This window comes from Streptomyces sp. NPDC058145 (assembly GCF_042884245.1).
Classification (GTDB): domain Bacteria; phylum Actinomycetota; class Actinomycetes; order Streptomycetales; family Streptomycetaceae; genus Streptomyces.
Window position 1 is genome coordinate 1 of the sequence record NZ_JBHVUH010000042.1, and the last position, 16486, is coordinate 16486.

Genomic DNA, 16486 nt, shown 5'->3' on the forward strand with positions numbered 1-16486 from the left:
CATCAAGCCGGTATCTGCGACCCGACAGCATGAATACACCCCCTCCAGTTGATGTGATCACCGTACCGGCGGCCACTGACAACGCAGCGAACTCCACCGCTGCGCGGTTCGCGCCGAGGACGAGCCAACCCCTCCCTGAAGACAGGGGCCTGCGCTCAAGAACTCCGGTCACCAGCCCCTGAGCTCGTCCCACCAGTGGGCGCGGGCGGGGCGGACTCGACCGTGCAGGGAGCAGGCGCGGGTGACAGGATGTCGCGGATCCGCTGCAGGGCCGTGCCCTGCTGCGGACCGCGGGGGACGTCGCTACGGTCGCTTGCGCGGGTGGGTGGAAGTCATGACCGTGCCGTCCTCGCGGCAGGTCCCACGATCCGTCGCCTGCTGGGTGGCGTGGCCGCCGAGCCGCGGTGCCGCGTAGCCGCCGCGCCTTTCCCGACCCGCCCCCTCGGATACCGCAAAGCGCCGGTGATCGACGCCCCTCTCGGGGGAATCGGCGGTGCTTCGCCCCGGATCGCCCTACTGTGATGTCCCGTCAACCGTTGGGACGATGCGGCGTGGGGTGAGGGTGGGTGTCGGGCGGCAAGGCCGGTCAAGAGGGACAGGACTGGCGCTGGCGGCTGGCCGCGGCGGGCGACGCCTTCGCCATGCGGGTGCTGGCCACCGCGCTGGCCGAGGACGGGCGTCACGACGAGGCCGTCGCCTGGTGGGAGAAGGCGATCGCGGCCGGAGACGAGACCGCGCTGCACCAACTCGCGGACCACATGGGCGCCAGGAGACTGGAACGACAGCTGCGCCGGCGGGCCGAGAGCGGTGACGTGACCGCCATGGGCAACCTGGCGAAACGCCTCGTGCGCAGCAGCGGCGGCCAACGGCTCGCCGAAGCCGTCCACTGGCTGACGCTCGCCGTGCACGCGGGCGCCACCCTGGAGCGGGAACTCGTCGCGGCCCTCGACAGCGCCGGACGGTCGGCCGAGGCGGAGGACCGGCTGCGGCACATGGCCGCCGCCGGTGATCTCCATGCCCTGCACGACCTCGTCGGGCGGCTGCGCGAGGGCGACGACGCCGAGCGGCTCGACGAAGCGGTCGTCTGGCTGGCCCGGGGCGTCGCAGCCGGCGAGCCATGGGAGTGGGACCTCGTCGCCGTCCTCGACCGTGCCGGGCGCGCGGACGAGGCCGAGGCGCGGCTGCGGCGGCTGGCCGACCGCCATGACGTCGAGGCGGTGGCGACGCTGGTGCGGCGCGCCCCCGAGAACATGCGTGCGCAGGTGTCCCGGCGGGAGCTGGACGGGCCCGCTCGGGCGCGCGCCGTGGACCACATCCGCCGGGTCGCGGCCGTCCTCGCCCGTCTCGGTGTGCAGGAGGAGGCCGTCCGCTGGTGGGCGGCGGCGGACGCGCTCGACGACCGTGTCCTCTCCTCCCGCGCCGCGCGCCTGGCCGCCCGGCCGGCTCCGGCGTTCGGGGCCCCGGACGCCGGTGTGGAGTGGCAGTTGCGGGAGATGGCCGCCACCGACGATGTGACGGCGACGCGGGTGCTGGCCGGTCGTCTCGCGCGGACCGGCAGGACGGCCGAGGCCGTGCGATTGTGGGCGCGCGCTGACGCCGCGGACGGCCGGCGCCGCTGGGGCGGTGCTCTCGCGCAGCACGCCCTTGGCGGCACCTCGGACACGGTGACGACTCGCGGCGGTCCGGTCAGTGCCTCGGGGGACGGCAGGGTGGCCGACGCCTCGCCCGCGGACGCCGCGTTCGAGGAGACCCCGGCCGGGACCGTACGGGAACCCGACACCGCTCCCGTGACGGCCACGCACCACCTGTCGGCCCAGATGCCCTCCCACGCCGGGCTGTCCGAACCGGTCAGCCTGGTCGTGCGGGTGCCGTTCGGGGCGGATCACGACGACGGCGGGGTGTCGGCCCCGCTGGCCGGGTTCCGGCCGGCGCGCGACGGCTCCCCGTTGACACTCATCGTGCGGGCGCCCGCCGGACTGGACCCCCAGGGCCCGCTGGAGCACACCCTGCTGGTGCCGCCCTTCGGTGCCCCCGCGCCGGTGCGGTTCGCGTTCCTGACCCGGGAACCGGGCCTGCACCGCGTCCGGGTCAGCGCCTGGGCCGGGGGGACGTTCCTCACCGAGATCGGCCTGGAGGTGTCGGTGGAGCGCGACGGCCCCTACGCGGTGGAGCCGCCCAGCGCCGCCGACATGGGCGAGATGCGCGCCCACCCCGGCGAGGTCACGCTGCTCGTGGACCGGGTCGGCGACCAGTACACGTTCCGTCTCATCTCCGACCGGTGCATCTACGGCGCCGTCCTCGCGCAGGCCCTCACCGCCGCCCCGGAAGCGGCCGCGGAGCGCGCGTACGCCATGCTGCAGAGACTGGCGGCGGGCCGTGGGGAGTACTCCGGCGCCCACGCCCGACGCTGGATGAAGGAGACGGGGGTGGGTCTGTGGACGGAGATGGTGCCGGACCCGATCAAGGAGCAGTTCTGGCAACTGCGCGACCACATCACGGCGTTCAGCGTCGCGTCCGAGCACGACGTCCTCCCGTGGGAACTCCTCTACCCCGTCGCGCCGGGCCGTGACGAGGGGTTCCTGGTCCAGCAGTTCCCGGTCCTGCGCAACAGCCTGGGCCGGCCCCGCTCGTCCGCGCTGCCGATCGGTGAACCGCACTACGTCGTGTCCGCGCGGGCCCCGGTCAACGGCGACAGCGAGATCGAGTCGATCCGCCGGATTCTCGGCACCGGAACCGTCGTCGACACGCTGGACGGCGTCCTCACCGTCATCGACGCGGGCACGACGGGACCGCTCCACTTCACCTGCCACAACACCTTCGACCCCGGCGGCGGTTCGTCGATCCTCCTGGCGGACGGCCCCTTCGTCCCCGCTCTCCTGAACAGCGCCGTCGCCCGCCGCGCCCTGCAGGACGGCCGTCCGCTCGTCTTCATCAACGCCTGCCGGGCGGCCGGAGCCGTCCCGCAGTACACCCGGATGCTCGGCTGGGCGCAGCAGTTCATGGGCGCGGGCGCCGGCGCCTTCGTGGGCACGCTGTGGGCGGTGCGCAGCGACAGCGCCCAGCGGTTCGCGGAAGCCTTCTACGCCTCCCTCTCGGCGGGTGAGCCGCTGGGCACGGCGGTGCACCGGGCCCGCTCCCACGCCGGGCACGACGAGACCGACCCCACCTGGCTGGCGTACACGGTCTACGGCGATCCCGCCGCGATCGTCTGCACCCCCGTCCCCGCCCCCGCCGCTGCCCCTGCCCCTGCCGTCTTCAGTCCCGCCCGAGTCGTCCCCTCCCCCGTCCGATGCGAGGAAACGTGAACGTGACCGACGACGGCGTGCCCGTCGAGGATCTGGTGGCCGCCGTCAAGCGGGCGGTCACGGAGTCGAACATGTCGGCCATCGCGGCCGGGCGGGATCTGCGTGTCACCTCGGTGCGGCTCACCCTGCACGCCCTCGCCACTGCGACGGCCGGCGGTTCCCTGAACTTCCGGCTCCCGTTCATCGGCATGAAACTCAGGATCGGGCGCATGGTGTCCCGCCGGGACACCCATGTCATCGAGATGACCCTCGTACCTCCTGACCTGGCGCAACAGCACGAGCTGCGGTACGGCACGGTGGACGCCGTCCTGGTCGACGCGATCGCGATGATCCGCCGCGTGACGGCGTCGGCGCGGACCGGGGACGATCCCTTCCACCTCCAGGAAGGCTCGGTGCGGCTGGAGTTCGCGATCACGGCGGACGGGTCCGTGTCCCTCGGCCTGGACGGCGCCCTGCACGAGGAGGTGACACACACCCTGCTCGTCACGGTCGCTCCCCCGGCGGACTGAACCCCGGCTGCCCTCGGGCTCATTGACAGCCGGGCGACGGCCGCGCGAGAGTCTCGGCGGTAAAGATCCAGGGAGTTGCTGGCGCTGTGGGGGGGGCGTTCGTCGCGCTCGTCGACGACGGCTTCGACCGGCCAGGACGGCCGGCCTCCTCGGCCGAGGCGCGGGCCGCGCTGAACCCGCTGCTCGCCGTCCTCAAGGGCACCAGCACGGACACGGACGCCCCTCGGCGGCCGGCGCGCTGCGCGACCTGTGGCGGCGCACCTGTGCGGTGCGCGTACGTCACTGCCGCTCATGCCGCCTTCGCCGAGGCGACGTGACGGGCCAGCCCGCTGGAACTGCCGTCTCTTAGGGCTTAGCTGTGCGGCTCTTCGCCAGGTTGGCTCTCTGCCCGGCAAACAGCCGCACCACCACCCGGTGCAACCGTGCCGCCTTCGTCGTGGAAGCCATCGACCATGCTGCCGGCCTCGCCCCTCGCGCGTCTCGCTCCGCACTGCCTGGTGCGGTCCTGACCCCGCTGCCGGCTGCTGGCCTCTGTCCGGCCGGCACGTCGCGCAGGAGGACCGTGCGCAGCGGCCCCGCAGACAGGAGGAGCAGGGTTCCACTGCTGGGCCTGCGGGGCCGGTGCATCACCCACGTACCCTGCGGTGCGCCCGATACGCCCGATCCCTCCCAACCGCCCGGACGGAAAGTCTTGTTGCGCGAGTGGGGCCCGGCCGTATTCGGCCGGGCCCCACTCACCTCGCGCGCGTGGCGCGCTCCTCGCGTCCATCGGCTACCAGCGGTACCAGCGGCCCTTGCGGCCGCCGCTGTCCGCCGTACGGACGACGAAGCCCAGCAGCCACACGACGAGCACGATCACCGCGATCCACCAGAGCGCCTTCAGCGCGAAACCCGCACCGAAGAGGATCAGAGCCAGCAGAAGAACCAGAAGCAGGGGAACCATCGTTATCAACCTCCTGGCCACCAGGTGCCCTTACCTCAGACCGACAAGCTCACAAAGTGGGAGTTATTTCCGCGCGGTACGGGGCATATGCGCGGGCGCCGCGCGCCATGCCTGGTTCCCCGGCCCCGTTCCTCACGCAGCGCAGGTCCGCCTCTTCAACCGCGGTGGCCGGGCCGGTGTCAGGGTGTGTCGCCGGAGTAGTGGAAGCGGCAGGCGATCCCCGGGCCCGGTGTGCGCGGCCCGCCGGCGCTGGGGTCGTACAAGGCGCGGCCGCCGGGCCACCGCGACAGCTCAGTCGACAGGGCGACACCACCGCTGACCTCCTCCGCCGTCCAGCCGGTGATGTCGAGCAGCAGACCGTCCAGGGGCCCGCCGACGAGCGTCGCGTAGGTCCGTGCGGGGAGTGGGCCGGGGTTGGGGTCGTCGTGGTCGCAGCCGTAGACCCGGCCACGCAGCAACTGCTCATCGCCGTTCATACCGAACAGCGTTCCAGCCACCACCGACAACGAGTTCTTCGCCCGCTGTCCGGGCCCATGGAGACCACACGCGGTGCGCAGCAGGGCTGCTCTGTCGGTGGGGGCGCGTAGCGTGAGCCGGCACACCGAACTCGCAGCAGCGTCTTGGAGAGCAGTCCGCTTCCGTCGCCGTGCCGGCCGCGCCGCACCGTCGGCCGCAGCGGTCGTCGGTCCGACACGGCCAGGCATCGTGTGCCGACTACGGCTGCACCCGCGCCGAGTGCCGCCGGGCAGCACTGCGTGCCCGCCGCCAGCGCGACCAGGACCGCCTGCGCGGTCTGTCCGCGCGCGTTTCGCCCTATCCGGCCGCACGGTGGGCGGTCCGGCTGCGCGAGCAGGGCATGTCCGCGCAGGACATCGCCGACCGGGCCGGCCTGTCTGTGACCCTGGTCCGCCGCGTGCTGCGGCCCCCGGCACAAGGCACCACGGCCCGGGACATCGCCCACACCTCCGCCGAAGCCATACTCGGCATCCCGCTCCCCGGCCGCCGCACCCCCGGCGCCCCTGGCCTGACCGGCTCCGCGGAAGCATCCCGGCTGCTGGCCGACCTGGCACGTGCCGGATGGCCCGCCACCACACTCGCCCAGCGCCTGGACGTCAACCCCCGCACCGTCGCCGAAGTCCGCGACAAACGCCCCCGTCTCCACCTCGACCTGGCGTTGCGGATCCGCCGCGTGCACCGCCAGCTGATCGGCCTCGATCCCGTCGACAGCGCCCGCACCCGTGCCGCAGCTGCCCGACGCACCGCGGCGACGGCCGTCCAATCCAGATGGTTTCAACGCGATTTCAGGCCTCCGTACTTGTGTGCCGTGCAAGGTCCTGACCCGCACCATGCTCAGCCGCCAGGCAGTGCACCTGCGCGGGCCCGAGTTCCAGAGGCCGTCCTGGTACGACGACCCCGACGGGCCACAGCGGCGGGAGGAGGAATACCGCGGTGAGTCCGTCCGGCTCTGGGCGCTCTGCACCGCCGGCGACCACAAGCCTTGGAAGCTGAGTTTCGGAGCAGGACGGCAGGTGGGCGGTCGGCGGCGCATGACCCCGAGCGAGGATCGGGGCCCGTAGCAACGCGGGCCCTGGCCTGATGGCAGTTGTTGGTGTCGGTCAGCCGCCCGTCACCGCGGTCGAGGTACCGCCCCCGCGGTAGGGCAGGAACTTCCGGCATACGAGGCAGACGGCCCCCGCCCGGGTATGTACAGCGTGGATCGATGGGATGCGGGGAGCGAGCCGGGGGACGCAATGGGCAACGGGGATTACATCGACATCGCCGGGGATTACATCGCCTTCGACAACAACACGTTCAACGGTTCCGTGACAGTAGGGCAACCACAGGGAGCCGCGCCGCCGACCGTTTCCTCCACCCTGCCGACGAGGCCCGCGGTCTTCACTGGGCGTGAGGAACAGGCGACCGAGTTGCTAGGTGCTCTTGATCCTGCTGCTACTCAGGGGCCGCTTTCCATCGCTATCTCCGCCGTCGCGGGTCTGGGCGGGGTCGGCAAGACAGCGCTCGCGTTGCACGTGGCCCACGAAGCACGCCGACGTGGTTGGTTTCCCGGCGGCGCGCTCTTTGTAGACCTGCGCGGATACGATGACCCGCCGATGGTGGCTGACCAGGTCGTGCTGTCGCTGTTGCGCTCGCTGGGCGTGCCGGATCGGGATGTGCCATCGGCTCCGCAGGAGCAGTATGCGCTGTATCGAGCCGAGCTCAGCCGCCGGGACGCGATGGTGATCGTGCTGGACAACGCCTCTCGTTCGGAGCAGATCGCGCCGTTGCTGCCGGGCGAGGAGGGCCAACACCGGGTTCTGGTTACCTCGCGGGACAGCCTGGACTCGCTCCCGGTAAGGCAGTACACCGTTCCAGCACTGTCGATCGATTCGGCGTGTCTGCTCATCGAGCGGTCGTTGCACATGACGGACGCCACCGACCAGCGCGTAGCTCAAGAGCCGGAAGCCGCACGCGCACTCGCTGAGTTGTGCGGGTGCCTGCCCCTGGCCCTGCTGATCGTCGCGGCGCTCCTGCGCCGTCGTCGGCCACGCCGGATCAACACCCTCGTCGACGAACTGCGGGTCGCCACCGACCGCGTGTGTGCCCTGCAGGCTCGTGGCGTTGACCAGTACGGCAAAAAGCTGGCTCTGAGGCCGGTTCTCGACGTGATGTACGCGCGTCTGGAGCCCGAACCTGGGCGCGTTTTCCGGCTGGTGGGCGAGGCGCCGGGAGAGGGCTTCCGGCTCGCGGTGGCGTCACAACTCACGGAACTGCCGGCCGAGCGGCTTGAACCGGTTCTGGAGGACCTGACCGCCTCCTCCCTGCTCAGCATGTCCGCAGACGGTGAGCACTGGCAGATGCACGACCTGGTGCAGTTGTACGCCCGCGCACGCAGCAAGGAGCAGCGGGACCTACGCCGGGAAGCGGGCAGGGCACGCAAGCGGCTCCTCGCGTACTACCTCAAGCGCACGCTGTCAGCTGAGGCGTACCTCCACGGCCGGCCCGACAACGCCCCCCACCGGTTCGAGGGCGGTCGCGCTGGTGCGCTGAGTTGGCTCGATGCCGAGCAGTCGGGTCTGCTGGGTGCAACCTTGTGGATGAGCAGCGAGGACGATGAGGAGGCCGAGGGCGCGCTACGGATGGCGTTCACGCTGGACAGCTACCTCTCCATGCGACGACACTTCGTCGTCTGGGCAGCGGTGGCGGAGGCGGCGCGCGAGACCGCCCGCAGGCTTGGGATGCTCAGGGAAGAAGCCATGGCCTCCGACACCCATGGCCAAGCGCTGCGCGGCCTTCTGAGGTCCGAGGAAGCCCTCGACGCCTTCCGCCGGGCACAGGTCCTGCATGAACAGTTATGCAATCCGGAGGATGAGGCCTCGGCGTGGACCGCCATCGCTCTCACTCTGAGTGTCCTGGGACGGCACGACGAAGCGGCCAGCGCCTACGCTCAAGCTCTACGGATCGCCCCTGAGCTACAAGCAAACGTGGCCATCGCCCTCGCCCAACTCGGCCGGCCGGAGGAAGCCCGCGACGCTTTCGAGCGGCAACTCGCCATCACGGTGCAGACCGGTGACCGGCAGGGCGAAGCACTGATCCTTAACGCTCTCGGCGACCTCCTACAAACGATGAACCATCTGGACGAGGCAGTCACGGTCCTGACCCGCGCCCTGGGGCTCGCGGCCGAGTTGGGTGCATGGAGCATCAGGGTTCACGGCTTGTGCTGCTTGGGTGCAACACTGCAGGCGCAGAACCGGTACGAGGGAGCCGTCACCGCCTTCACCCGAGCCAGGAAGTGGTACGTCTGTCTGGAGGATCCTCACGCGGAGGCCGGGGCGTGGACCGGTCTGATGACGGCGCAGCTGGCCCTCGGCCAAGGCTATGAGGCACTGAAAGCCGCACACCAGGCGGTCGCACTCTACGAGTCGTGCGCAGACGCGTATCAGACCGGGCGTGCGCTGCATAACTTGGCCGTGGTCTTCGAAGCCGTGCAGGAGCCGGAAGAAGCCAGGACCGCCTGGGATCTCTCCGCCGTTTGCTTCGAGGCCGCCGGCGCGGAAGAAGAAGCCTCTAGCAGCCGACAGCGGGCCGCCGAAGCATAGCCGTCTCGCCGCCTTCAACCGACTGCACCGACACAAGCCGAGGATTGTTCTTTTCACCTGAGTGAGGGGAGGCGCGGGTCAGACGTCATTTCGTTTGGTGTGATCTTGCGGCAGTCTGGGGTGGTGACTGCTTCGCTTGTCGAGCGGACGGTGCCGCAGGACCTGTGGGAACTGTTTCAGCGGGTGGTTCCTCCCGCTCCGGCTCAGCCGGTTCACGCCTGGAACTCGGTGAGGTCGATGGCGTGAACGCTCAGTGGGTAGCCGTACACCGGGTGTGCCGTCTCCCGCTCGGGCGCCATGCCGAGCTTGCGGATGAGGTTCTCGGAGGCGTTGTCCCCCATCCGGTTGATGCTGATGACACGGTCCAGGCCGCGGTCCTGGAGCGCGAACTCCAGCGTGGCGTGCGCGGCTTCGGACGCGTATCCCTGGCCCCAGAACTGTGAGCCGAGCCGCCAGCTGATCGCCACCGCGGGCATCACCTCCGGCAGGAACTCGGGCACGGACAGTCCCGTGAAGCCGATCAGCTCGCCCGAGGCCAGCAACTCGACGGCGAAGAGCCCGAAGCCCTCCTCGTCCCACTCCTCCTCCCACCGCTCGATGTCCTCGGCCGTGTGCTCCAGGTCGCGCACCGAGCCGTCGTCGATCCAGCGCATGACCCGTGGGTCCGCGTTGATGTCCGCCATCGGCACGAGGTCGTCGTCGTGCCAGGTACGCAGGAGGAGGCGGGGGGTACGGATCTCGGTCATGCGCCCATCCTGCCGAAGACACGCCCCTCACCGGTAATCCGGCGCCCGCCCGCGCTGCCGCTCCGCAACCACAAGGCGTCAGGCGTGCCGGCCTCCCCCGCTGCCGGCCACACGGAGGACGGCGAGTTCGCAGGGTCAGCCGGAGGGCTTGCCAATCCCGCCCGAGGTCCGGTGCGCCTCGTCGACCACGATCAGGTCCCAGCCCGGCAAGCCGGCAGCGTGGGCGCGCTCGCGCGTGCCCAGCCCGAGCGACGCGTACGTGGCGAACACGGTGACGTGGTTAAGGGGCGCACCCAGGCGACCAGCTCGCCCACGTGCGTGGTGCTCGGGAAGGTGGCCTGGTCACCGCGGAGCGAAGACACCCCGACCATCGGCCCCGCCCTGCCACCCTGCCGCCAGGGGTCTTGCCAGAGCCGGTCGCCATGACCACCTGGGTCCGCAGACCCCGCTCAGGCACCGTCGATCGAATAGTGAGTTCGAGCGCACGCAGTACCGCGTCCACGGCTTCTCGCTGGTGGGGGCGGAGGGCGTGCGCTGCCATCGTGAGCTGCCTCTTCCTCTGGGCGGTCGGAGTGTCTCACGTGGCGGGGAGCAAGAGGCATGGGACGAGCGCGCTCTGCACAGTTGCCGATCTCCGACACAGGCTGCACTCAAGCAAGCGATCACAGAGTTGAAGAGGCGGGATGCAACACCGGCCCCGGTCGCTTCGCGCGGTGGGCGTTGCGCACGGGCGGCTACCTGGCGTGTGCCCGAGACGGGCTCCGCGGACGGCCTCGGACCGCGCGTCGGCTCCGAGGAGCACGGCGGCCTGGAGGTGGGTGTCGGTGACGTCGACGCACACCACCTGGTACGGCGTACAGATCCCCCGATCGATCGCCTCGGACAGCGTCAGCGTGTAGCACCGTGCCCCGAACGGCCCGGCCGGATCGTCACCCGTCGACGCCACAAGCTCACCCGGCACCCCTGGTCGCTCCTGCTCGGTGTCTTCCTCCAGCCGCCACAGCCGCGGCGTCGCCGTCATGTACAACCGGCGCAGGGTCGGGATGCGCGTGTTGTCGTGGACGACCGCCCAGGAAGGCTTCCGCAGGACTCTGGTCTTCCACCATGTGGTCAAGGAAGAGGCGTTCGCGGCCGGTCTCCCCGGCGTCGTCGCGCTCTTCTCGGGCGGGACGGACATTCCCCAGGTGCGTGACTCCTTAAAGGTCGCGCCCCACGACGGTCAGGCATCCCCGTACGCCTGACCGCCCAGCTGGAAGCCGGCCGTCCCGGCCGTGACGTCGGCGAGCCAGGCGCGGAAGTCGTCCGGGAGGCCGGTCCCGATGGTGCCCTGCTCGGCGTCGCGGGCCTCGCGGCCGGTGGCACGCAGGTCGTTCTGGACCGTGCCCGCGAGCTGGTGGTCGACGGTCACCGTGGCCAGCCAAAAGCGGCGGCGGGTGATCGTGCCGAGGGTGTCGATGGCCTCGCCGCCGGATCCGCCGTACGCCCGGATCAGGCCGCCGCGCCGGGGCTTGACGCCACCGAAGTAACGGGTGACGACGCCGACGACGTACCGCATGCCGCAGCGCAGCAGCATCTGGAGTGTGCTTCTTACGGACCGCCGCGATGAAGTCCTGGGCCTCCTGCTCGGTGGCCGCGGGGCGAGCGCGCACGGGAAGCGGGAGCGATTGGCCTCGGTCTCGCGCACGCCCCCGCGGGCGGGCGGGCGGGCGACTGTGCGGTACTCGTCCTGCATCCGGCGATGCCTATGCGCTCCGCGAAAGGGGCGGTGGACCTAGTGGCTGTGACCTGCACATTCGATACACGTCCTGAAGATCGCGCATCGACGTGCCCCTGCTGTGCGGGCTCCCCACGACCCGGCGCTGCACCGGCTGGCGTCAAGCACGGCGCGGGTCGGACCCGGCGCAGCGGACACAGGTGGTCGCCGCCGGACGGACCTCCAGGCGTTCGGGCGGAATCGCCGCGCCGCAGCCCTCGCACTGCCCGTACTGTCCCCGTTCGAGCCGTTCCAGTGCCCGGTCCAGTTCTTCCAGGTGCTCGCGCGTCTGCGCCATCAGGGCGGCGACGTGGGCCCGCTCGAAGGCGGTGGTGCCCCCTTCGGGGTCATGCTCGTCGTCCACCGCGACCAGGGCGTTCGCCGCGACGATCCCGTCGAAGTCGCGGCTCAGCGCGGCCGCCCGAGCCAGGGTGTCGGCGCGGTCGGCCGCGAGGCGCGCGCGGGCGGTCGAGAAGGCGGACGGGCCGGGCCCGTCCTGGCCGTACCGGGGTGCATCGCCCATGCTTCGACAACGCTGATTCACGGTTCCCGATTCCCCCTGGCCATCCGTGCCCCGCCGCCGCAGCGTTTGGAAGGAGTCGAGGTCGCCTATCGTCACATGCCGGCGACCGCTCTCCGCCGCTTCGGCGGAGGCTGATGCGATCTCCCTGCCAGGACCTGCCACGGCTCCCGTGGCGGGCGACGTCATTGCGGTGCCTGCACGCTTCCCCCCGACTCCGCCCCTCTCCCCCGCACTCCTCCTGTGCGCCGATCGGCCGCACTCCGTGGAGCGGGGCGTGCAAGCGCGCCGCTTCGCGAACGACGTGGACGCCGGGGGCGACGTCCACGGGCCGCCGCCCGCGGTCAGGGGCGCTGACCGCGGGCGGCTCGGATGGGGTGTGGGGCCGACGACGTCAGTCGCAGTCCCAGTTGGAGCCACGGTGGTGGTTGCCGTAGCGGTACTGGCCCCAGTCGTCCCAGCGGTCCCAGCGGTCGTAGCGGCAGTGGTTGCGGTGATGCCCGCGGTCGAACCGGCCGTAGCGGTCGTAGCGGTCGTCGTCGCAGCCCCGCCGCCAGTCATCGAACTGGCGGTAGCCGTAGGCGTGGTGGTTGCCCGGGTGGAACGAGGGCGCCACTGCCGTCGCGTGGACCGCCGCCGGGGCCGCGGATGCCTCCATCGAGAGAGGCGCCATGACAGCGCCGGCCGCAAGAAGCGTGCCCGCTACTGCCTTAGCAATGGTCTTCACCTGATCTCCTTTCAAACACCAGGGCCGGTTTAGCCCTGCCGCTGATCCAGACGCTACACAAAGGCCTCGCGACGCGTTGCGGACTGAGTGGCCATCAATTTTATCGGGCATGCGGGCATGATATCGAAAACGGCAGCTCAGCGGCGCCGCCGTGCCCTTTTCGGAAATCCGCGCCCTGCTCGGCAAAGGCGTCCGACCAGGTGAACTCCCCCACTGTGCAGGCTGGTTCGTAAGGGTGCGACATGTTGAGCCCGCCAGTGTTAATACGCCGTCAGAATTGGCCTGGGTTTTTCGGAGTCGTGTGATGAGAAAATGTCGGGCGGCCTGTGATGAAGCCGGCGAGACGGTTTCTGGTATTGCCCTGACTTTCGTGGAGTGCGTTTCTCGTCGAAAGATGCGTGCCGGCTGCCCGAGGAGTGGAAGGACACGCAGGGCTTGGCGTGTCGCCGTCCGACCGCCGCACGGCGGCCGCGCAGGGGCGAGGGCGCCAGGGGCGCTTCCCGGGCGGTGCGGCGCGCCGTCCGACACAGCGGGGACGACCGTCCGGGGATGCCGGTCGGCGCTTCGGGAGGGGCACTTCGGCGGTGGCGTCCTCGGCGCTTTCGAGAGGCGGCAAAGCCGGGGCCCACCGCTGCCCTCCCGCCGCTGCCCTCCCGCCGCCGCCCTCCCGCCGCTGCCCTCCCGGCGCTGCCCGCGGCTGGCTGCGGCTGGCTGCGGCTGCTGGTTCCGGGACGGGAGTGTTCTCGAGCCTCGGCATGGGGGCGGCCGGCCCGGCCGGTGCCGCCCTCGCGCCTGCGCAGCGCCGTCGCCCAGGTGGGAGCGGCGGCCGCAACGCGCAGTGGGGGGCGGGTGGTTGAGGTTCAGGAGTGAGGATTGGAACAGGCGCACGCTTTTGAACGGATGTCGGATATAAGCGGTTTGCGTTGACCGTTCCCCTTCGGCTACCGTCCACGCTCTCCGGACGAATTGTCCGGAGACTCCGGACGGCGGGGTTAGCGCATGGCCCGGCCGCCCGGGGTGACAGTTCCCGTACGGGATCCGTGCGACGCCGTCGCGCCCGGTCTGCGGCTCCTGCAGTGGCCGCCGGTCTGGTGGCCGGCGGCGCCGACCGGGGGTGGAGCGCAGCCGGCGGCGGGCAGTTGGTGTGTTCGCCGCCTGGCGGAAGCTCCTGATTTCGCGTACATCCCTTCCTTCATTGAAAGGCATCCCCATGAACAACGACTGGCTTGAGGCCGAGACCGCCGAACTGCTGCCCGGCCGCGAGGCGCTGGGCAAGTTCTCGTTCAGCTTCACCAAGATGACGACCGTCTCGAAGAAGATCGCGCACGTGGACGCCCACAACGAGTCGATGGCGGCGAACCAGTACTCGCCGTTCGCGGTCGCCCAGTCCCAGGCCTCCCAGGCCATCAGCGTCCGGCAGTAGCACGGCCCCTGACGCAGCCGCAGGGGCAGGCCCCTCGGGGCGTGCCCCTGCGGCTGCGGCGCCGCGGGGATTGAAGGCACACGGCCTGCCGGGTGGTGGACACGGTCGGCAGCCGGTGCCGGCGCCGGACGGACACTGCCTGCCGCCGGTACCAGGATCCCTGCGGCGCCCGCCCGTTGAGCGAAGGACGGCACCGTTGGGGTGCGTCGGTCCTCGGACGCCGGGCGGCCGGCGGGCCCGGCGGCGTCAACCAGCAGGCGCCAGGCAGACGCCAGGCAGTGAACCGTTTCCCCGGGGCAAGGTCCTTATCGCCCGTCCTTCGAAGGCGGCATGAAGAGGTGGGATCCAGATCCAGTGAGCAGTCCTCACCCCGCAGCACTGCGGGCGCGCGCAGAGCAACTGGCCTTGGAGGGGCGCCCGGCGAGGGAAGTGGCGCGGCAACTGGGCATCTCTGCGCAGACCGTGTACCGCTGGCGGCGCTCCGGTTCGTCCGGGGCGGACCTGGCACGGGCCCGCACCCGCATCGGCGAGCTGGAGAGGGAAGTGCTGTTGTGCCGCGAAGTCATCGCCACATTGCGGCAGATGATGCCCCCAAAAGACGGTACGAGGTGATCCACGGCCTGGCGTCGCACGGTTTCACGGCACGCCACCTCGCCGCACTCATGGGCGTCTCGGAGTCCGGGTACTACGCCTGGCGTGCCCGCACCCCCTTCCCGCGCGCACTGCGCCGGGCGTGGCTGACCCGTCTGATCCTGGACATCCATCAGGAGTCCGGCTCCGTCTACGGATACCGCAGGGTGAGGCAGGAACTCGGCCGCCGCTACGGCATCGACGTCGGCCATACCACCGTGGAGGCCGTCATGAAGGGGGCCGGGATCCGCGGCCAGGCAGGACGGCCTGACGTACAGGCCCCGCCGGAAGGCGCCCGCGCGCCCGGCCGGCGCTGGGTTGTCGACGTGCTGGCCGTCACCACGCTTCAGGGTCCCCTGTACGCGGCGGTCGTCCTCGACACCGCATCGCGCTGCCTGATCGGCTGGAGCACCGCCGTGGCAGCACACCGCGCCCTCGTTCACCACGCCCTCATGGCCGCCATCGCCCGTGCCGACCACGCCGAAGCCGCCGCCCCGGCCGGGTACGAGAGTTGGCTGGGCTGCTCCTTCACCGAGCGGGCCGGCTCCCTGAATTGCGCGCCCGTCCGCGCAAGCATCGCGGACTGGTACGACCACGCGGTCGTCGGCGTCTTCTGGGACACCGTCCACCGCGACCTGCACGGCCCGTCCCCCTGGCCGGACCGGCAGTCGGCCGAGGGCCGGCTCAGCGAGACCTTCGACCGTTTCGCCCGGCAGGCCGCGGCCGCCCCATCAGCGCAACCTTCCACCCCGTAAGGCGGAACACATTGGAAACGACAGCATCTGGGATCGCCGGCGGCGGTCTCAGGCCCGACATCCACCCCGGGCAGGACACGTCCACCGCCCATGCCCACCGGCTGCGCCTGTACGGCGCGTTGGACCGGGTGTGTGTTCCCCTCGCCGCCGCTGACGTCCAGGCCGTGTTCAAACTGGCCGAACTCGACTGCGTCACCGTGCACGCCGTCATCGACTGGATCACCACGGCACGAACACTTGCACCGCTCCCGCTCCCGCGTCCGCATCCGCTGCCGCACCCGAGGTGACGGCACCCGGCGCAAGGCCGGGAGGCATGCACCCCTTTTTCTACGGGGTGCCGTTCGCGTGCAGCAGGGACTCGACGAGGACGGCCACATGCCGGCGGTCCGCCGGGCTCAGCTTGTGCACGCTCGCGATGAGGATCGCCACCTCCGGATCCGCGGCCTCGGGCGCGTCCTCGAGGTACAGGTGGACGCCCGCGGCCTCGGCGGCGGCCCGCTGCACCGCCGCCACCGGGATGCCCAGTCCCCTGGCCAAGCCCTCCACCGTGGTCTGCTGGGGCATCTGCGCCAGCCGTTCCGACGTCGCCAGATGATGGACCGTCGAACGGGAGATGCCACCACGGCGCGCTACATCGCTGTAGGACCAGCCGTGCTGGTCCAGCTTGTGCTTGATCATTTCCTGCAGTGTGTTGGGCACGCCGGTTCTTCCTGTGAAAGAGGGAGGGACCGCCTGTCGATGAGTCTAACGGCCCTACCGCCGGGGCGTTCCGCACCTTCTTCTCCCCCACCGCCCTGCGCTACCCTGCCCGCCGACTTCACGTCATCGGGTCTCCTTCGTGGATACCCCGGCTTCAGGCCGGGGAGGAAACGAAGCTCCCGCGTAGCGGGGCAGGGAGAGGCGAACCGCCGCCAGGGCGATTCGCCGTCTATGGCACCGGCCGACACCCGCCGCTCACACGGGAACTGATAGAATGTGAGGCGTGACGCAGCAGGTCAAGCGGGCGTTCAAGTACCGCTTTTACCCCACGAACGAGCAGGCAGCAGAGCTGTCCCGCACGTTCGGCTGCGTCCGCCTC

The 16486-nt window shown here is 70.9% G+C and carries 18 protein-coding genes and 2 pseudogenes; 11 read left to right on the forward strand and 9 right to left on the reverse strand.

Going from position 1 to position 16486, the window contains the following annotated elements:
* The first annotated feature begins 566 nt into the window (after positions 1–566).
* The 3 genes from ACFVVO_RS38710 (at position 567) to ACFVVO_RS38720 (ending at position 4131) form a co-directional block, all read left to right on the forward strand.
* The gene (locus ACFVVO_RS38710; protein ID WP_390061562.1) at positions 567–3305 is read left to right on the forward strand and encodes a CHAT domain-containing protein; all 2739 of its coding nucleotides are present in this window, start codon (positions 567–569) and stop codon (positions 3303–3305) included.
* 2 nt (positions 3306–3307) lie between these two features.
* Complete coding sequence (locus tag ACFVVO_RS38715) at positions 3308–3814, forward strand: trypco2 family protein (protein ID WP_390061563.1); 507 nt, start codon at positions 3308–3310, stop codon at positions 3812–3814.
* A gap of 86 nt (positions 3815–3900) precedes the next feature.
* Positions 3901–4131, forward strand: a complete 231-nt coding sequence (locus ACFVVO_RS38720) for a hypothetical protein (RefSeq protein WP_390061564.1) — start codon at positions 3901–3903, stop codon at positions 4129–4131.
* A 455-nt stretch (positions 4132–4586) separates the two neighbouring features.
* On the opposite strand, the gene ACFVVO_RS38725 is transcribed toward ACFVVO_RS38720, so the two are convergent.
* Both ACFVVO_RS38725 and ACFVVO_RS38730 read right to left on the reverse strand, forming a co-directional pair.
* Complete coding sequence (locus ACFVVO_RS38725) at positions 4587–4757, reverse strand: DUF5670 family protein (protein ID WP_011113206.1); 171 nt, start codon at positions 4755–4757, stop codon at positions 4587–4589.
* Positions 4758–4936: 179 nt separating this feature from the next.
* On the reverse strand, positions 4937–5233 hold the full coding sequence (locus ACFVVO_RS38730; RefSeq protein ID WP_390061565.1) for a hypothetical protein: 297 nt from the start codon (positions 5231–5233) through the stop codon (positions 4937–4939).
* A 1275-nt stretch (positions 5234–6508) separates the two neighbouring features.
* On the opposite strand from ACFVVO_RS38730, the gene ACFVVO_RS38735 reads away from it, so the two are divergent.
* Both ACFVVO_RS38735 and ACFVVO_RS38740 read left to right on the forward strand, forming a co-directional pair.
* On the forward strand, positions 6509–8854 hold the full coding sequence (locus ACFVVO_RS38735; protein WP_390061566.1) for a tetratricopeptide repeat protein: 2346 nt from the start codon (positions 6509–6511) through the stop codon (positions 8852–8854).
* Between the two features lie 123 nt (positions 8855–8977).
* A pseudogene (locus ACFVVO_RS38740) lies at positions 8978–9064 on the forward strand (IS5/IS1182 family transposase); the annotation flags it as partial.
* 2 nt (positions 9065–9066) lie between these two features.
* Here ACFVVO_RS38740 and ACFVVO_RS38745 read toward each other — a convergent pair.
* The 3 genes from ACFVVO_RS38745 to ACFVVO_RS38755 form a co-directional block, all read right to left on the reverse strand.
* Positions 9067–9600 carry a GNAT family N-acetyltransferase gene (locus tag ACFVVO_RS38745; protein ID WP_390061568.1) on the reverse strand — a complete coding sequence of 178 codons (534 nt, stop codon included), beginning with the start codon at positions 9598–9600 and terminating at the stop codon, positions 9067–9069.
* A gap of 135 nt (positions 9601–9735) precedes the next feature.
* A complete protein-coding gene (locus ACFVVO_RS38750; RefSeq protein WP_390061569.1) occupies positions 9736–9870 on the reverse strand; it encodes a hypothetical protein in 135 nt (44 codons plus the stop codon).
* Between the two features lie 10 nt (positions 9871–9880).
* Positions 9881–10141, reverse strand: coding sequence for a DEAD/DEAH box helicase family protein (locus tag ACFVVO_RS38755; RefSeq protein WP_390061571.1), 261 nt, complete (start codon positions 10139–10141; stop codon positions 9881–9883).
* Positions 10142–10580: 439 nt separating this feature from the next.
* On the opposite strand from ACFVVO_RS38755, the gene ACFVVO_RS38760 reads away from it, so the two are divergent.
* Positions 10581–10841 carry a hypothetical protein gene (locus tag ACFVVO_RS38760; RefSeq protein WP_390061572.1) on the forward strand — a complete coding sequence of 87 codons (261 nt, stop codon included), beginning with the start codon at positions 10581–10583 and terminating at the stop codon, positions 10839–10841.
* Here the strand turns inward: ACFVVO_RS38760 and ACFVVO_RS38765 are convergent.
* The 3 genes and pseudogenes from ACFVVO_RS38765 to ACFVVO_RS38775 form a co-directional block, all read right to left on the reverse strand.
* Positions 10820–11332 (reverse strand): annotated as a pseudogene (locus tag ACFVVO_RS38765) (IMPACT family protein). The gene ACFVVO_RS38760 and the pseudogene ACFVVO_RS38765 overlap by 22 nt on opposite strands.
* A 142-nt stretch (positions 11333–11474) precedes the next feature.
* Positions 11475–11876 (reverse strand): TraR/DksA family transcriptional regulator, encoded by a 402-nt coding sequence (locus ACFVVO_RS38770; RefSeq protein WP_390061574.1) that lies wholly within the window; start codon positions 11874–11876, stop codon positions 11475–11477.
* 391 nt (positions 11877–12267) lie between these two features.
* Positions 12268–12600 carry a hypothetical protein gene (locus tag ACFVVO_RS38775; RefSeq protein ID WP_390061576.1) on the reverse strand — a complete coding sequence of 111 codons (333 nt, stop codon included), beginning with the start codon at positions 12598–12600 and terminating at the stop codon, positions 12268–12270.
* A 1210-nt stretch (positions 12601–13810) separates the two neighbouring features.
* Between ACFVVO_RS38775 and ACFVVO_RS38780 the strand changes: the two genes are divergently transcribed.
* The 4 genes from ACFVVO_RS38780 to ACFVVO_RS38795 all read left to right on the forward strand — a co-directional run bounded on the left by ACFVVO_RS38780 (position 13811) and on the right by ACFVVO_RS38795 (position 15695).
* Positions 13811–14023 carry a hypothetical protein gene (locus ACFVVO_RS38780; protein ID WP_143640262.1) on the forward strand — a complete coding sequence of 71 codons (213 nt, stop codon included), beginning with the start codon at positions 13811–13813 and terminating at the stop codon, positions 14021–14023.
* Between the two features lie 330 nt (positions 14024–14353).
* The gene (locus tag ACFVVO_RS38785; RefSeq protein WP_390061577.1) at positions 14354–14635 is read left to right on the forward strand and encodes a helix-turn-helix domain-containing protein; all 282 of its coding nucleotides are present in this window, start codon (positions 14354–14356) and stop codon (positions 14633–14635) included.
* Positions 14632–15408 carry an IS3 family transposase gene (locus ACFVVO_RS38790; protein WP_390061578.1) on the forward strand — a complete coding sequence of 259 codons (777 nt, stop codon included), beginning with the start codon at positions 14632–14634 and terminating at the stop codon, positions 15406–15408. The genes ACFVVO_RS38785 and ACFVVO_RS38790 overlap by 4 nt, the downstream gene beginning before the upstream one ends.
* A gap of 11 nt (positions 15409–15419) precedes the next feature.
* The gene (locus tag ACFVVO_RS38795; protein ID WP_390061579.1) at positions 15420–15695 is read left to right on the forward strand and encodes a hypothetical protein; all 276 of its coding nucleotides are present in this window, start codon (positions 15420–15422) and stop codon (positions 15693–15695) included.
* Between the two features lie 40 nt (positions 15696–15735).
* On the opposite strand, the gene ACFVVO_RS38800 is transcribed toward ACFVVO_RS38795, so the two are convergent.
* Positions 15736–16086: a helix-turn-helix domain-containing protein gene (locus ACFVVO_RS38800; RefSeq protein ID WP_390061581.1), complete on the reverse strand. Its 351-nt coding sequence runs from the start codon at positions 16084–16086 to the stop codon at positions 15736–15738.
* 304 nt (positions 16087–16390) lie between these two features.
* Between ACFVVO_RS38800 and ACFVVO_RS38805 the strand changes: the two genes are divergently transcribed.
* Positions 16391–16486: helix-turn-helix domain-containing protein (locus ACFVVO_RS38805; RefSeq protein WP_390061582.1), on the forward strand; the 96-nt coding region annotated here is incomplete at its 3' end.

Coding starts and splice junctions, on each gene's coding strand:
- ACFVVO_RS38725 (WP_011113206.1), bottom strand. CDS start 4,757: ATGGTTCCCCTGCTTCTGGTTCTTCTGCTGGCTCTGATCCTCTTCGGT.
- ACFVVO_RS38730 (WP_390061565.1), bottom strand. CDS start 5,233: ATGAACGGCGATGAGCAGTTGCTGCGTGGCCGGGTCTACGGCTGCGAC.
- ACFVVO_RS38735 (WP_390061566.1), top strand. CDS start 6,509: ATGGGCAACGGGGATTACATCGACATCGCCGGGGATTACATCGCCTTC.
- ACFVVO_RS38745 (WP_390061568.1), bottom strand. CDS start 9,600: ATGACCGAGATCCGTACCCCCCGCCTCCTCCTGCGTACCTGGCACGAC.
- ACFVVO_RS38755 (WP_390061571.1), bottom strand. CDS start 10,141: ATGGCAGCGCACGCCCTCCGCCCCCACCAGCGAGAAGCCGTGGACGCG.
- ACFVVO_RS38770 (WP_390061574.1), bottom strand. CDS start 11,876: ATGGGCGATGCACCCCGGTACGGCCAGGACGGGCCCGGCCCGTCCGCC.
- ACFVVO_RS38780 (WP_143640262.1), top strand. CDS start 13,811: ATGAACAACGACTGGCTTGAGGCCGAGACCGCCGAACTGCTGCCCGGC.
- ACFVVO_RS38785 (WP_390061577.1), top strand. CDS start 14,354: ATGAAGAGGTGGGATCCAGATCCAGTGAGCAGTCCTCACCCCGCAGCA.
- ACFVVO_RS38800 (WP_390061581.1), bottom strand. CDS start 16,086: ATGATCAAGCACAAGCTGGACCAGCACGGCTGGTCCTACAGCGATGTA.